Genomic DNA, 16387 nt, shown 5'->3' with positions numbered 1-16387 from the left:
AAAAGGCGTAAATATCAAAGTGTGTTTGTATGAGGCCCTGGGGCGCCCCATGCAACACGTAATTGGGACATAGCCAATGGAAAGGGCCCGGCACTGCTGCCGGGCCCTTTTGTTTTGCGGTCATCTTGCGTGTTTGGTGCTTATCACCCGCTACATGTCGTCGAGTCGGTGCACCCCGTGCACCAGTCGGGTCAGGCGGGTCTGCTCCAGCCCTGCCAGATTCTCGAGCAAAGCGGTGGTGGCCGGTGTCGGGCACTCCCGGGCCAGATGACTCAGCTCGCCCACCAGCTGCTCTTCCCAGCGGCATACCTGAGTGACGATATCCTGAGTCTGGACTGATGCCGGCAGCTCGAAGCGGGTAATGGCAGGCAGCATATCCTCGCTGAAACTCTGGTTCAACCAGGTCTCCCTGACCGCCTCTCCCAGCTGAGCGGCATATTCGTGCAGATGGGCACTGGCCGCATCCTCACGCCCTTGCAGATAGACCAGCAACATCCGGCTCCGTTCGCTGTCCACCTGACTGGTCAAACGCCGGTAACAGAGTCCGAGCTGGTGATGAACCTGCTCAAGATAGTGCAGCAACTCTTTGATCTGTTGGAATCTCATCGCACTGCCCTCCATGCTTGTCGACATCATCAGTATAAAAAACCGGCGTCACCGACCCAATCCCTATCCGAGCCCCCCTTGCGCTGCATCAAGGTTGACGCCGACAAAGTGGCGATCAGGTGGTCCGGTCACGAATAGGGAACGATTTGTGCAGCAATTTGTGTAACGATGGAGGAGTATCAGGCTCGATGGCCGATATGGACAGGAACGGGCTGGCACACTAATAAAACCAGCATATACCCGATATAAACCATCTTTAATTCGGTCATATCCCGTAGGGACGAAACAGGATCTGGCAGAGCAACAATACCATCCTGATTGTTATCCGCCTGACAGAAATCCTTATCACTTTTTTAGACGTCTAGACGTAAAAACATGCGTTGACATGGCCATCCAGACATCTTAGCATCATCCTCCATGATGACAGAGTAACCCAGTGGAACCTCTGCCCAATTTCCCCGCCTGTAGCGCCCTGTGCTTTAAGGCTGTTAGCACGGAAGAATCCATGATTAAGTTGATCGGTCTCAACAAAGTCTACGGTACAGGCAGTGACGCCGTGCACGCCCTGCGTGATGTGAGTCTGCATGTACCCCAAGGCAAAATTTTCGGGGTGATCGGTGCCTCCGGTGCCGGCAAGAGTACCCTCATTCGTTGTGTCAACCTGCTGGAGCGCCCGACAGAGGGCCAAGTCATCGTTGATGGCCAGGATCTGGTCGCCCTGAGCGAACGGGATCTGACCCAGGCTCGCCGCCAGATCGGGATGATTTTCCAGCACTTCAACCTGCTTGCCTCCCGCACCGTGTTTGCCAACATCGCCTTTCCGCTGGAGCTGGCAGGCTGGAGCAAAGAGAAGATCCAGCAACGGGTTGCCGAGTTGCTGGCACTGGTCGGGCTGGAAGCCCGTGCCCAGGCCTATCCATCCGAACTCTCCGGCGGCCAGAAACAGCGGGTCGCCATCGCCCGCGCATTGGCCCCCGCGCCCAAAGTGCTGCTCTGTGACGAGGCCACCTCTGCTCTCGACCCGCAGACCACCCGCTCGATCCTGACCCTGCTCAAGGAGATCAACGTCAAGCTGGGGCTCACCATCCTGCTCATCACCCACGAGATGGACGTGGTGAAAGGGATTTGTGACGAAGTGGCCATCATCAGCGACGGCCGGCTGATCGAGCAGGGAGAAGTGGCCTGGTTCTTCAGCAACGCCAAGACCCAGCTGGCCCGTGACTTCATCCACTCCACCATCCATCTGGAGGTACCGCAGGAGTATCAGGATCGGATGAGTAGCGAGCGGGTGCCAGGCAGCTACCCGCTGGTGAAGCTTGGCTTTACCGGCAGCACGGTCGATACGCCGCTGATCTCCGAGGCGAGCCGCCGTTTCAATATCGACATCAGCATTCTGAGCGCGGACATCGAGTACGCCGGTGGCGTCAAATTCGGTTTCCTGCTGGCCGAGCTGTTCGGGGATGAAGCCCAGTGCGAGGCGACCCAGCAGTTCCTTATCGACAACCACATTCAGCTGGAGGTAATGGGTTATGTCCGAAGCCATGATTAATCTGCTCATCACGGCTCTGGGCGACACCCTGATCATGGTGTTTGCCTCCGCCCTGTTTGGCTGCCTGCTGGGTCTGCCGCTCGGCGTGGCACTGCATGTGACCAAGGCGGGCCAGATCCTGGCCAACCCCTTGCTCAACCGTACTCTGGGCATGGTGGTCAACGTGGGTCGCTCGGTGCCCTTTATCATCCTGCTGGTCGCGATTATTCCGCTAACCCGGCTGATTGTCGGCACCAGTATCGGCACCATCGCCGCCATCGTACCGCTGACTGTCGGCTGCATCCCTTTCATCGCCCGTCTGGTGGAAGGGGCCCTGATGGAAGTGCCGGACGGCCTGCTGGAAGCGGCCAAGGCGATGGGAGCCAAGCCGCTGCAAATCATCACCAAGGTGCTGCTGCCCGAGGCTCTGCCCGGCATCCTCAACAGCGTCACCATTACCCTAGTCACACTGGTGAACTACTCGGCCATGGCCGGGGCCATCGGTGGCGGCGGTCTGGGGGATGTGGGTATTCGTTATGGTTATCAGCGCTTTGACCCGACCGTCATGCTGGTGACCGTGGTTATCCTGGTAGTACTGGTTCAACTTATCCAGAGCGCGGGTGAGCGCCTGGTCAACAAATGTGATCATCGTTAATCGTCGATTTCTGACAGGAGGTTTTATGAAATTTGGCATCAAATCCGTTGCGGCTGCCCTGCTGGCTGGTCTGGTTCTGGCCGGTTGCGGTCAAAAAGAAGAGAGCAAGGTTCTGAAAGTGGGCGCTATTGCCGGCCCCGAGACCGAACTGGTTGAAGTGGCTGCCAAGGTCGCCAAAGAGAAATACGGTCTGACAGTCGAGGTGGTCAACTTCTCCGACTACGTCACCCCGAACGTGGCGCTGAACGATGGCAGCATCGACGTCAACGCCTTCCAGCACAAACCCTATCTGGATGCGCAGGTGCGTGATCGCGGCTTCAAGCTGGTGCCGGTTGGCAACACCTTTGTCTACCCGATCGCTGGTTACTCGAAGAAGATCAAGGCGCTGAGCGAGCTGCAAGATGGCGCCCAGATCGCGGTGCCGAACGATCCGACCAACCTGGGTCGCTCCCTGATCCTGCTGGCAAAACAGGGTCTGATCACCCTGAAAGATGGTGCCGGTCTGGAAGCAACCGTACTGGATATCGCCAGCAACCCGCGCAACTTCAAGATTGTCGAGCTGGAAGCAGCCCAGCTGCCGCGCTCGCTGGAAGACGTGGACTTGGCCATCATCAACAACACCTTCGCCGGTCAGATTGGTCTGACCCCGACCGAGAACGGTCTGTTTGTTGAGGACAAAGAGTCCCCCTACGTCAACCTGATCGTCGCCCGTGACAACAACAAGGATGACGAGAAGGTCAAACAGTTCGTACAAGCTTTCCAGACCGATGATGTCTACAAGAAAGGTCTCGAGCTGTTCAAAGGCGGCCTGGTAAAAGGTTGGTAATTGCTCACTCGGCAAAAAAGGCCACGCAATGCGTGGCCTTTTTTATTGGCGCCGCTATCATATCCGCGAGCACGGCAACACGAACATACTCATAACATGAAAAAATGGTATCTGGCCTACTGCAAGCCAAAAGAAGAGGCCCGCGCCCGCGCCCACCTCGATGCCCAGGGTATCGAATCCTATTACCCCATGGTGGAGATCGAGAAGCTGCGCCGGGGCAAGCGAGTTCCGGTACGGGAACCCATGTTCCCCAACTATCTGTTTATCTTTGTCGATCTGGAAGAGGTGACACCTGTCACCCTGAAATCGACCCGCGGCATCAGCCGGATTATCCACTTTGGTAGTGAATGGACCCCAATCAGCAGCAAGCTGGTCTATCAACTGATGAGCCGCGATGACAGCGACGAGGCGAGAGCCAGCTACGCTAACCTGCCCTGCTCGGGCGACAAGGTGCTAATTGAAGAGGGGCCGTTGGCAGGCTTTGAGGCCATCTATATGGAACCGGATGGGGAGAAACGGGCGATTTTGCTGGTCAGCCTGCTCAACCGGGAGACTACCAGCAGCTTCGACAACCACACCTTCAGACGTCTGGACTAAGCCCATGGGCCAGACGGCCCGGTGAATGGCAATAGCAATGGCGGGATGATCCCGCCTTCTCACGCATCAAGATCAAAGCGGGCGATGACCGCCTTCAGCTTGCCGGTATCGCCAGCCAGTCTGGCTACGATCTCCTCCCCCTGCTGACTACGCTGACAGGATTGCCGACTGAGCGCGGCAATGTCGTCGACCGTCCCGGATACCTCGGCGGCCACCCGCGACTGCTGCTCGGTTGCCACCGAAATGGCCTCCAGCTGGCCCGACAGCGACTGAACCAGCTGGTTCATGGCACTCAGGGTATCGGTCACCAATCCAACAGCATCCCGCCCTTGATCTACCAACCGGGTACCGCTGCTGACGGTACTTACCGTCTGGCGAGTCTGCTGGGAGATGGCCGCAATAGTCTGGCTGATCTCGGCGGTTGATTGATGGGTGCGGGTCGCCAGCTGGCGTACCTCGTCGGCCACCACCGCAAAACCGCGCCCCTGCTCACCTGCCCGTGCCGCCTCGATCGCCGCATTGAGGGCCAGCAGGTTGGTCTGCTCCGCAATGGTGGCGATCACCTCGGTGATCTGCCCCACCTGTTCACTCTGATGCTCCAACAGCCCCATGGCCTCGTTGGCCTGCCCAATCATGGTGGCAATCTGCTGCATGGTATCGCTCATTCGTGCCAGCGCGGCCTCTCCCTGACGGGTCTGCTGCTTCACCTGATGGGCACCATCCGCCACACCGGCAATGTTGCCAGCCACATCACGAGCACTCACCGACATCTGATCGATAGCCGCCGCCACCGCATCGACCCGCTGATCCTGCTCCGTCAGATCCGCCACTATGGCTCTGGTGGTGTTGCCCACATCAAGACAGGCCTCTTCAACCTGTCCCACTGCGCCCTGCAACTCGCCGACCAGATCACGTAACTGGGCAGACATCCGGTTGATGGAGCCAGTCAATCCACCCAGCTCATCCTGACCCGTTATCGGCAAGGGCTCGGCCGCCAACCGACCATCCGCAACCAGCCCCGCCCGGATCACCAGACTGGCAATGTCACGGGTCAGACGACGGCTAAAGAGCCAGGCGACCAGCATGCCAAGCACGATGGCACTGCCGGTGGCCAACAGCAGTGTCTGGTTGATGGCCCTCCCGGCTCCGGTCATCTGCGCCGAAATCTGATCCACCTCGGCGCGGGTTTTATTCACCTGCTGGACCAGCTGCTCGCTGAGGCTGGACTGCATCGGCTCGATGTCGGTGGCCATCAGGTAGTTGGCCTGATCCCAATCCGGCGCCTGGCGCTTCTCGATCACCTGCCCCACCAGCTCGGAGAAGGGGGTCGCCATCTCTTCAAACAGCTGCCAGAGACTGCGCTGGGTCTCGGTAAAGAGCGCGGCTTGCTGTTTCACCTCAGCCACTCGCTGCTGATGAAACTGGTAGTAATCCTGATATTTGCTGCGGTATTCGGGATCGCCTGAGATAAGAAAATCCCGCAGGGCGGAGAGGGAATTGGCGAGGCTGTTGTAGGCATCTCCCACCTGTTTGAGCAACATGCGGCGATCGCCCGCGAGTTGATCCTGTGGAGTGCCAACTTCTTCATTGGCAAAGGATTGCAGCTGATCGAGCGCCGCCTCCGCCAGCGGACCCGCCTCCTGCAACATCAGGGTATGAGCGGGCAGATTCTCTTCGCTCTGGGCTATGGTCCACACCTTCTCCTGATGGCTTTTGAAGGTCTCGAGAGACTTGGCGAGCGCCGGGCTGAAGGCCTGATGGGCGATGGCCTGCCAGGCCGACTCCCACTCCAGCTTGAGGCGGGAAGCCTGAGCAGGATCCTTGCCGAGGATCAGATAGCCACGCAGGGCAGAAACGGTGGCCACCAGTGCTTTCTGGCTCGCCTCATCCCGCTGCAGAGCGGGCAGCGCCTGCTCCAACAGGGTGTGTTGGGCCTGATTGATCTGGGTCAGCCGGTAATAGACCAGCGCGGAGGAGAGCAGGATCAGCAGGTTGATAAAACCGAAGCTGAGCAGCAACTTGCTTGAGATTTTCATGAACATCCTTGTTCAAACGGAGGGATCCAGCCAACAGAATCAGATAGATATCAGTGTAGGCAATCTATCTTGCCAAGCCCGGTGCCACTCTTGCAACTCGCTGCGTGGCATCGGTCTGGCAGAGAAGAACCCCTGACAAACATCGCAGCCCAACTTTGCCAGCAACCGCCAGGTCTGCTCATCCTCTACCCCTTCAGCCACCGACTTGAGGCCCAACTTGCGCGCCAGCTCGATACTGGACTCGATAATGGCCAGACGGGATGGGTCTTCAAAACAGCGGTCGACAAAGGAGCGATCCAGCTTCAGTTCGGTAAAGGGCAGCAGCGCCAGTTGCTGCATGGAGGAGTAGCCGGTACCGAAGTCATCAATGGCGAGGCCAAAGCCGTGCATCCGCAGCCGGGTCAGCACCTCCAGCGACTTGCCCAGATCCTGTACAAAGGCGCTCTCGGTCACCTCCAGGGTGATAAGCTCGGGGTTGATGCTCCAGCGTTGACACTGATTGATCAGGGAGTTGCACAGATCGCCCTCGATCAGCGAGGTAGTGGAGAGGTTCATCGACAGATTGAGCGAGAGTCCGGTCTCTTCCCACAAGTGACCATCACTAAGGGATTTGCCGATGATCACTTCAGTCAACTGATCGATCAGTCCGTTGCGCTCCGCCAGTGGAATAAAACGCCCCGGAGAGATCAGGCCGTACTCCGGGTGCTGCCAGCGGGCCAGCGCCTCCATCCCGACCCACTCGCCGGAGGCAAAGCTCACCTTGGGCTGATACCAGGGCAGCAACTGATCCTGCTCGAGTGCACTGCACAACTCATCCAGGCCGATCCTGTGCCCCTCCTCCTCCCTGGCAGGCTCCTCCCGGGGTGACCAGGCATCGATCAGCAGCTTGAGCTGCTGCTGGGTAGAGGGTTTCTCTATGCGGCCGAGCACCTGCAAGCCATAGGCGGCACTCATCCGCAACACGGCCTCCACCACATCGTCTTCAAGGGCGCTGGAGAGGATAATCCCCCCGCGAAAACCGCCCAATGACAGGCGGCGCAGCAGCGCCATGCCATCCATGCCCGGCATCCGCAGGTCGCAAAACAGGATATCGACGGCGTGTTGCTGGCTCAGCACCAGCGCCTCGGCACCATCGGCCGCCTCCAGCAGATTCTGGTAACCCAGGCTGCGGACCTGGTGCAGCAGCGCCTTGCGCTGAAATCCATGGTCTTCCACGACCATAATGACCAACTCATGTTGTGCTTTTTTCATCGAGCCATAATCCAATGTCGTGGGCGATCGCCGTCATCAATAGCTGCACCTTGCCGGTCAGCTCATCCAGTTCCTCAAGCTGCTTCAATCTGGCAGCCGACTCCAGCCTGGCAGCCTGTGTGGCCAGCTCCTGCAGCCCGACCATGCGGGCTGCCCCCTTGATCCGGTGGGCAGTTTCTACCAGTACGTTGAAATCATGGCAAGCCAGCGCAGCCATCATATGAGCCCCATCCTGACGATTGGAGTCGAGATATTCCGCCGCCATCGCCCGCGCCGTCGGCTCATCGCCAAACAGGGTCAACCAGCGTTCAGCCTGAACGGCCAGCACATCATCGACCGCCGTCACCGCTGTACCGCCCGCCGGTACCGACTCAGCGAGCCAGTGTGCCAGCAGCTGGCGCAGGGTATCCAGCGGGTAGGGCTTGAACAGCATGTCACTCATTCCCGCTTCCACCATACGGGCATGGGCCTCTTCCGAGGTATCCGCTGTCACCCCAATAATGGGCGCCGTCACGCCCGCAGCCCGCAGCGCCTTGGTCAGGGCATAGCCGTCCATCACCGGCATGTGGCAATCGGTCAGCAACAGGGAGAATGGCTGCCCCTGCCAGGCCCGCAACGCCTTTTCGCCATCTTCCACTACCTGGGATTCAATTCCGAGGATAGCCAGTTGTCGTGCCAGCAGGGCGCGATTGACCGGATGATCATCGGCCACCAGCACCCGTCCTCCCAGCTTGTCGGCCAGCGCAGGCAGAACCGGGGCGACCCGTTCCTGCAGCAGTTCGAGACAACTCTCCAGCAGCAGGTCCGGGTAGAGAGGAGAGAGCCCCAATCGCCACCACAACTGACCGCCGATCCGGCCGCGAAGGGCCTCGTTCGGTGACGCTATGATCCCTCTCAATGAGACATGCTGCAACCATCCCTGCCACTCACCGCCGAGGGCCTGCTCCAACCACAGCTGATCAGCCAGCAGCAACCCTTCCAGTGAGCGGTTGAGCTGGCTGGCATCCAGATGCCTTAGCTTGGCGCCCAACCGCCGCATGGCCGCCTCGAGGCTGGCATCGGCGCTGAAAAACCACCATTCGGTGCCAGCCAGCGGGGGCGCATCCCATTGAGGGTTGGTCAGCGGCACGGTAAAGCGGAAACGGGATCCCTCTCCCGCCTTGCTGGTCAGGGTGAGTTCGCCCCCCATTTTGCGCACCAGCTGATCACAGATTGCCAGCCCCAGCCCGGTACCACCAAAGCGGCGATTGATGTCGGACTCCACCTGCTCAAACGGAGTGAACAACAATGCCTGTTTCTCCTCGGCAATCCCGATACCGGTATCGCGGATACTGATAGCAAGCTGATCGCGCAGGTAGCTGACCCGGATGGAGACCTCCCCCTGTTCGGTGAACTTTACCGCATTGTTGAGCAGATTGGAGATCACCTGACCGACCCGTACCCCGTCGATATCGGCCCAATCAGGTACATGCTGGCCCCACTCCAGCGTCACGTTGAGCCCTTTGCTATGGGCCAGGGTAGCGTGGCCACGGATCGCATCGCAGATCACCGTCTGCAACCGGCTGACCTGACAATGCAGTTGCAACTGACCCGCCTCGATCTTGGAGAAATCGAGTATGTCGTTGACCAGATAGAGCAGGTTGTTGGTCGAGGTGACCACATTACGCACCATGTAACGTTGATCGTCGTTGAGCTCGCTCATTTGCAACAACTCGAGCATGCCGTGCATGCCGGAGATGGGGGTGCGTAACTCGTGGCTCATGGTGGCCAGAAAGCGGCTGCGCGCCTGCATCGCCTGCTCGGCATAAGCACGTGCCTCGCGCAGCTCATGCTCCTGCTGCTTGAGGGCCGTGATGTCCTGAATCACCCCGTTGAGGATCAGCGCCTGCTGCTCCTGACGGACAAAATTGCCGCGTACCTGCAGATAGCGATCCCCGTCAGGGCGCTCCACCTTGACCTCCAGATCGAGGGGGGCCAGGGTCTCGGCATGGTTGGCCACCTTGCTGACAAACTCCTGCAGGGCCTGTTCGGTAAAGCCAAATACCTCACCACCCGATTCAGCGTTAAATAAATCCTGATGAGATACCCCCAGGATCTCGTTGGCCCCCTGAGAGGCATAAAGAAAGCGTCCCTTGCCCGGCCCCAGCCACAGATACTGGTAGACTACGCCGGGCATGCTGTCGGTGATCTGGGTCAGGCGAGTTTCAGCCTGACGAGCACGCTCCTCGGCTTCCTTGATACGGCTGACATCGGTCAGCACTGTCAGCACACCCCGCATGTTGCCATCGGGGTCCCGGTAAGGGCGCTTGGCATAGATAACATGAAAAGGGGTGCCATCGGCACGCAAGCTATTGCCGGCCCCCTCCAGCTCCTGGCCGCTTTGCCATATCCTGCGCTCCTCTTCCAGCACGCTCGCACGCAGGGGCTCGGGGATGCTTTGCAGGTCGTCAAGCGCCTCGCCATTGACATCAACGAGAAAGGCATCGCGATAAGCCCGGTTGCAGAGGGTTATACGCTGCTCGCTGTCGCGCAATGCCACCATGGTCGGCAATGAGTTGAGCAGGGTCTGTACAAACAGCAACTGTTCGTTGAGTTTGCTCTCTGCGATTTTCCGCTGCGCAATCTGGCGACGCAGGCTGCGGGCCCAGAACATCACCAGCAGACCGCAGGTCAACAAGGCCACTCCGCCCAGCGCCAGCCACTTGTAGAACTGGCTGTAATCGGATTCGACATTTACCGAAACATTGAGCCAGCGCCGCTCCAGCAGTTGCCACTCCTCATCCGTGATGGTCAGCAACAGCTTGTCCATGATCCGCAGCAGCTCGGGCTGCCTGATATCAACGGCCATGCTGATGGGCACGGAAAACTCGGGGGAGCTCAGCACCACCTGATACTTTTCGTTGAAGCCCTTCATGGCCTGCTGCCCCAGATTGGTCATGGTCAACAGCACATACTCGGCTTTCCCCGTATCAAGCAGGGTAAGCAACTCGGTATCCTTGCCCACTTCAATGACGTTGCCACCATGGGCGCTGATAAGAGAAGCCTCATAAGAACCGGTCACGCCACCAATCAGGCGCCCTTTCAGCTCCGCCAGCGACTTCAACGGGCGTGCGCCGCGCCGGGATACCACATAGCTGTCGAATTTAAGGTAGGAGGAGCTGAAGGAGGCAAATGCCTCGCGATCCCTGAGCGGTGTCATCAGGGGGATCAGATCCACATTGTGCTGTTTCAGCAGAGCCAGAGACTCTTGCCAGGTGCTGGTCGGCTCAAGTTCAAAGCGGATCCCCGAGCGCAGACTCAACAACTTCATCAAATCTGCCGCATAGCCGTGCAACACCCCTTCGTCATCAATCTCGCTGATACCGGCAAACGACGGCGCAACGGCAAACCTGACCACCTTGCTCTTCTTCTTTAACCAGGCTACCTCGTCTGGTTCCAGCAACAAACCCGCCTTGAAACGGCTGTCTTCCTGATTCAGCCGCAACCGGGCATCAGCCACCGGGATCCGCTGGTAGGCCTGCCAGATGCGATCCGTCAGCGCCGGGTCATGGGTACTGGTTGCAATGGTCAATGCACTACCGGGGATCCAGTCCGGGATCACAATCCCCATCGACTCAGGCAACCGCTCCATCTCCATGGCAATGATCGGCCCCAGAGCCAGATAAGCATCGGCCGCCCCCAGTTTGACCATATAGGTCGCCTCGTCACGGCTCTCCAGCTCGGTCACATGAGGCATCCCCAGTCGCGCCAGCTCATTGCAACTGCCAAAACCGCGAATACAGACCCAGCGAAGCTTGCGCGCCTGTTCCAGGGTCAAACGTTGATCCGGATGGCGCATCAAGATGGCGCGGGCGTAGGAGCCCAGATAGCCAATATGATTCATCCCCTCCAGCTCGAGCGCATCGAGCTCGACCCCGATCAAGGCATCAACTTGGCGTCTGTTCAGCGCACCACGGGCATCCACATAGGAGTTGTAGGAGACATAGCGCAGGGAGACCCCCATTTCTGCCGCAATACGCGAGGCCAGCTCCTTGAGCGGACCGGCATAGCGCTGATTGGGCAGTTCATAAAGGAACGGAGGATAACCACCACGGGGCACCCCGACCACCAACTCTTCATCAGCCGCACTCTGGTGGTCCGCCACTGCCTTTTCCAACTGGGGAACAGCAACAGCAGGCAGGCCGGAAAACAGCAGCAACAGGGGGAGAAAAAGCTGACGAAAGAGTGACATGAAGTCTTGTCCTGATGAGTAAAACAGATAGGCCACCATATCTAATCTTGCCGATCCTGGCGGAACAAGGCGAGAAAACATACGCATCTGTCACAAACGGGGCAGAGAGGATAGTGCCGGGGCACAGAAAAGTGAATAAAAAATCAACCTGCAAACACAAAAATGGCAGGCATTACGCCTGCCACATCACCACGGGGAGAGCGTTTACCCTCCCCTATGGATCAGGTTATTCGATTCCCGAGCCGAAAGCCGGTTTGATACTCGCTTTCGCGGATATGGGCGATCTGTCCCTCAAACCCTTCCAGACCAATATCTTTCAGCAGGGCAGGTGACAGATTGACCACGGCGAGACGACGCTCGACCCGGGCAATCCTTCTCTGGACCAGGGATTCAACACTGCGCAGTAAAACCAGTTCGATAGACATGACATTCTCCAGTTGAACATACGGTTCTCCCGGAGAAAGTGGATATCACCCTGCGGGACGAACCGCGGGTGATAAAAAGACAGGGGTTACCTGTTTACGCCACGCGGTAAAAGAGCACGAGATTTCACGCCGCACGCAGTGCCGCGAGAGAATGCAAAATTGAGCATCAGATGTTGCATTTTCATCTCCTTACCGAGTAAAAGTTGAACAGGTTGCAGAAGTCTAAAAAATATCCGAATTTAAAACAAGCCTCTTGCGGCTCCTTTTTAAACGTTTTTACGGCATTTTATGCTGTCCGTCTGGCAACGATGCCAGCACATCAGCTCCCCGAGAGTAGCCGGTACTCCTCTAGCACATAGGTATCCGTCATGCCGCTGACATAATCGAGCAGCAGCCGCACCCGGTAATACCACTCCTGCTCGTTCTGGCAGGCAAAACGCGGATCCGGGGTGGCGATCGCCAATCGATAGGCCTTGAGATGGCGGGCCGAGAGGCGGTGATAGAGACGGCGCGCAAAGAACAGCGCCTGACTCCCCTCCCCGGCCAGCAGGCGAGCAAACTGTGGCGCTGGCAGCGCCAATAGACAGGCATAACTGGTCAGCACCCCGCGCAGCGCCGCATACCCTTCCAGTTCGAGAGCCTCGACTTCGGGGCACATAAAGACCAGCTCGCGGGCCACCCGTTTGAGGATATCGAGCACCCGCGCCGCCGGCGCCTGACCATGCAGCAGTGCTTGCGGATAGGAGCCCTGCAAAATGGCCTGATGTTCGCTGACATAGCTCTGCGCCGCCAGCGCAACCAGATCCCGGGTAAGTTGCTGGCGAAAATGGGGGAAAAAGCCCCGACCACTGGCAAGCGCGTCATCCAGCAAGGTGCCCATGTAGTCACTCTGGTCAGCAGCTCGCAGTGCCGCCAGCAGTTCACCCAGAGTCAGGATCCTCCGATCTACCGCATCTTCCAGATCGGCGATGCAGTAGGAGATATCATCGGCCGCCTCCATGATGTAGACCAGCGGATGACGGCAGCCGGGGGCCAATCCCAGACTCTGGCCGAGGTCACGGTAGAGCGGCTGCTCGCTAAAGAAGATGCCCCGTTTGCTGCTCCAGCCATGATGTTGGCCATAGCTCACCCCGGGTTGAGGCTGCTGCGGGTATTTGCAGAGCGCCGCCAGTTGCCCGAGCGTCAGATTGAGCTCGTGCAGACTGTGCACCAGCCGCAAGCTCTGGGCGTTGCCATCAAACAGTTGCAGATCCTGACGCAGCTCAGCCCACTGGGTCGAGGGGGGCTGCGCCAGCGCCTGCTGATAGAGGGGATCGAGCATCTCGCCGAGCCACTGGCTCATCACCTGCTCGCCAAAGTGGCCAAACGGCGGGTTGCCCACGTCATGAAGCAGGCAGGACATCTCCACCAGATTGATAAAGGCCCCTTCGCAGACCATCCCGGCTGGCAAGGCGGCCAGAATACGGCGGCTGATCTGGCGACCGGTCTCCTGCACCTCCAGCGAGTGGGTGAGGCGACTGCGCACCGAGGCCTTCACATCGAGCGGAAAGACCTGGGTCTTCTGCTGCAACCGGCGCACCGGCGCCGCCTGCACGATACGGGCGCGATCCTGCTCGGTCGCCTCCAGCAAATCCTCGTCCCCCCAAGGGTGGATGCGCGCAGGGGTAATCAAACGGCTATACATCTTGCAGCTCCTTGCCAGCCACTTCCATCAGACTCAAGACAACCTCCAGCCTCAAGAAAGCAACCAGCGCCGCAGCCGGGCGATATCGCCCGGATATTCCCGGCGCAACGTCTCAATCCAGTCTTCCACGTTCTCCCACCAGGCGGGATGATCCGGGCTCTGGATCAGCTGAGCCGTCTGCTGCAAACGACGCAGGCCAATGGAGCCTGCCGCCCCTTTTATCTTGTGCGCCTCCTCCACCACCCCCGCCTGATCCCGGGCGATCATGTTGGAGTCGAGCACCGCCATGTAGTCCGGCATCATCTTCTCGAACAGCTCGACGCTGGAGAGCAGCACCGGCTTGCCCACCGTATCGGCGTAATCAGTGAGGAAGGGAATATCCAGCAGGGCATCCTGATTGCCCGCATCAGCTTGCTCGTCCGCTTCATCCTCGGCCAGACCGGCAAACAGATGGCCAATCACCTCCCGCACAGCCTTCGAGCCAAGCGGTTTGTTGATCACATCCCGCATCCCGCGCTCCAGATAGTACTGGCGATCGCCGGTAGAGTTGGCCGTTAGTGCCACCATGGGCGGCAGGCTGTCGCCATAACGCTCCAGCAGGGTTTTCGCCACATCGAAGCCGGTCATGTCCGGCAGCTGGATATCGAGCAGAATGAGGTCGAAATCATCCGGATTGGCCATCGCCAGCGCCTGGGTGCCATCCCGTGCCACCTGCACCTGATGACCCAGCTTGCCCAGCAGGGCGCAGGCCACCGTCACGTTGAGCTCCACATCCTCCACCAGCAGGATATCGAGGGAGGGCATCTCCTCCTCCTGCTCCTGCGGCACTGGCTCGGCGCAAGCTACCTCCAGCTCGGCGGTGAAGCAGGAGCCTTCGCCCGGCTCACTGTCCACATAGAGCTGGCCGCCCATCGCCTGCACCAGCTGACGGGAGACCGCGAGGCCAATACCGGTGCCGGTGGCGTGTTTCTTGCCCTGCACCTGATAGTACATGGCGAAGATCTTCTCCTGCTGGGCGCGCGGGATGCCGATGCCGGTATCCTCCACCTCGAAGTGCAGGGCCAGCTTGCCCGGCTCGTCGGCAGGATGAGAGAGGCAGCGCACGGTGACGCCCCCCTCGTCGGTAAACTTGACCGCATTGCCCACCAGATTCCACAGCACCTGACGCAGACGGGTACCGTCGGCTATCACGAATTGCGGCATGTCGCCATCGCGATCGAAATGCAGATATAGCCCCTTCTGCTCCGCCTGAATGCGCGACAGGGTCTCCAGCTCGTCGAGGAAGGCAGGCAGATCGATGCGGGTCGGCGCAATTTCGAGGCGACGCCGATCGAGTTTGTCCAAATCGATGATGTCGTTGAAGATATTGCCAAGGGTCACCGCACTCAGGTGAATGGTCTTGAGCTGCTGGTGCTGCTTGGGATCGAGGGGAGTATCCATCAGCATCCGGCTTAAGCCCACGATGCCGTTGAGCGGGGTGCGCAGCTCGTGGCTGATGGTGGAGATAAAGGTAGTCTTGTCGCGGCTCGCCTTCTCCAGTTTGTCCTGATACTGCTTGCGCTCGGTGATGTCGCGCCCAAAGCCGAGCAGGCCCAGCCGCTTGCCGAAGCGATCGAAGAAGGGCACTTTGCGCAGCTCGAAGTAGGCCTTGCGGCCATCGGGATACTCCAGCCACTGTTCATAGGTGAGGGGCTCATTGCTGGCAAAGACCTGCTTGTCGGTCTCCACCACCTTGTTGGCAATCTCCTGCTTGTAGACATCGAAAGGTGTGAGGCCAATCAGCTCGCTCTCCGCCTTGCCGGTCAGCTCCTCCATGGCGCGGTTGCAACCGGAGAACTGCTCATCCTCATTGCGGTAGTAGACCAGATCCGGGGAACAGTCGATAAAAGAGCGCAGCAGAGCGGTACGCTCCCCCAGATGAAGCTGGGCTTTCTCCCGCTGGAACACCTCGTTCTCGAGATCCTCGATGGCCTGCAGACGCAGTGCCTCGGCCCGGTTGGTCTCGGCAATCTGGGCATTGAGGCGACTGATGTTCTCCTGCAACTGACTGTTGAGCTCCAGATCCCGCTCGCGCATATCCTGCAGCTTGCGCACCATCCGGCTCAATCGCTGACGGGAATCCTCCAGCTGATCCACCACGATGGAGAGAAAATAGACCGCCCAGGGGGTCACCAGCAGGCCAAAGAAGACCGAGCGCACGAAGTCGATCACATCAATATTGCCGCGCAGGAACAGGGTCACCCCCATCTGGATGGCGACAGCCAGCACTATGATGCCAGCCGCCAGAAACATGCTGAAGCGCACCAGTCCCAGCTTGGTCATCAGATCGACGTAATATTGTGCCCAGGATTTAATCTGCTTCATCTTGTTATTTTCTCCCCCATATCCGCGAACAGAATACCAGCACAGAGAATTGAACTCTTCTTATCTCGCACAATTAATTAACGATTCGCCTAGTGAAATGAGTGAGTTAGGATATTTGATGAAATTCTGTCAGTTGCCATTAAGGGTGGCCCCCTATAATCGCCCACCTGGTAATTTAAACGCG

At 58.8% G+C, this 16387-nt stretch carries 11 protein-coding genes; 4 read left to right on the top strand and 7 right to left on the bottom strand.

Translation table 11 applies throughout. From position 1 onward, the window contains the following. Positions 1-150: 150 nt before the first annotated feature. Positions 151-606, bottom strand: a complete 456-nt coding sequence (locus G5315_RS18275; protein ID WP_266135434.1) for a hypothetical protein — start codon at positions 604-606, stop codon at positions 151-153. Positions 607-1111: 505 nt separating this feature from the next. Between G5315_RS18275 and metN the strand changes: the two genes are divergently transcribed. The 4 genes from metN to rfaH all read left to right on the top strand — a co-directional run bounded on the left by metN (position 1112) and on the right by rfaH (position 4212). Continuing rightward, on the top strand, positions 1112-2155 hold the full coding sequence (gene metN / locus G5315_RS18270) for a methionine ABC transporter ATP-binding protein MetN (protein WP_005339067.1): 1044 nt from the start codon (positions 1112-1114) through the stop codon (positions 2153-2155). Beyond that, the gene (locus G5315_RS18265) at positions 2136-2789 is read left to right on the top strand and encodes a methionine ABC transporter permease (RefSeq protein ID WP_005339070.1); all 654 of its coding nucleotides are present in this window, start codon (positions 2136-2138) and stop codon (positions 2787-2789) included. The genes metN and G5315_RS18265 overlap by 20 nt, the downstream gene beginning before the upstream one ends. 25 nt (positions 2790-2814) lie before the next feature. Continuing rightward, positions 2815-3615 (top strand): methionine ABC transporter substrate-binding lipoprotein MetQ, encoded by an 801-nt coding sequence (gene metQ / locus G5315_RS18260; RefSeq protein ID WP_005339072.1) that lies wholly within the window; start codon positions 2815-2817, stop codon positions 3613-3615. A gap of 96 nt (positions 3616-3711) precedes the next feature. Beyond that, positions 3712-4212 (top strand): transcription/translation regulatory transformer protein RfaH, encoded by a 501-nt coding sequence (gene rfaH, locus G5315_RS18255; RefSeq protein WP_058057235.1) that lies wholly within the window; start codon positions 3712-3714, stop codon positions 4210-4212. 59 nt (positions 4213-4271) lie between these two features. Here rfaH and G5315_RS18250 read toward each other — a convergent pair whose 3' ends face one another. From G5315_RS18250 to arcB, 6 genes are all read right to left on the bottom strand, one after another. Beyond that, positions 4272-6248: a HAMP domain-containing methyl-accepting chemotaxis protein gene (locus G5315_RS18250; protein WP_421333652.1), complete on the bottom strand. Its 1977-nt coding sequence runs from the start codon at positions 6246-6248 to the stop codon at positions 4272-4274. 39 nt (positions 6249-6287) lie between these two features. Then, the gene (locus G5315_RS18245; RefSeq protein WP_227341982.1) at positions 6288-7499 is read right to left on the bottom strand and encodes an EAL domain-containing response regulator; all 1212 of its coding nucleotides are present in this window, start codon (positions 7497-7499) and stop codon (positions 6288-6290) included. Continuing rightward, entirely contained in the window at positions 7480-11730 is a 4251-nt protein-coding gene (locus G5315_RS18240) for an ATP-binding protein (RefSeq protein ID WP_421333650.1), read from the bottom strand. Before G5315_RS18240 ends, G5315_RS18245 begins: the two co-directional genes overlap by 20 nt. Before the next feature lie 221 nt (positions 11731-11951). Beyond that, complete coding sequence (locus tag G5315_RS18235) at positions 11952-12155, bottom strand: hypothetical protein (RefSeq protein ID WP_245133436.1); 204 nt, start codon at positions 12153-12155, stop codon at positions 11952-11954. Positions 12156-12474: 319 nt separating this feature from the next. After that, positions 12475-13839 (bottom strand): dGTPase, encoded by a 1365-nt coding sequence (gene dgt, locus G5315_RS18230; RefSeq protein ID WP_421333648.1) that lies wholly within the window; start codon positions 13837-13839, stop codon positions 12475-12477. 51 nt (positions 13840-13890) lie between these two features. Then, complete coding sequence (arcB, locus tag G5315_RS18225; RefSeq protein ID WP_216952916.1) at positions 13891-16203, bottom strand: aerobic respiration two-component sensor histidine kinase ArcB; 2313 nt, start codon at positions 16201-16203, stop codon at positions 13891-13893. Positions 16204-16387 lie beyond the last annotated feature (184 nt).

The sequence above is a fragment of the Aeromonas sp. 603607 genome, from assembly GCF_049171595.1.
In the GTDB taxonomy this organism is placed as follows: Bacteria; Pseudomonadota; Gammaproteobacteria; order Enterobacterales; family Aeromonadaceae; genus Aeromonas; species Aeromonas veronii.
Note: the sequence above shows the minus strand (reverse complement) of the source record. Positions and strands in the feature narration are given on the sequence as shown.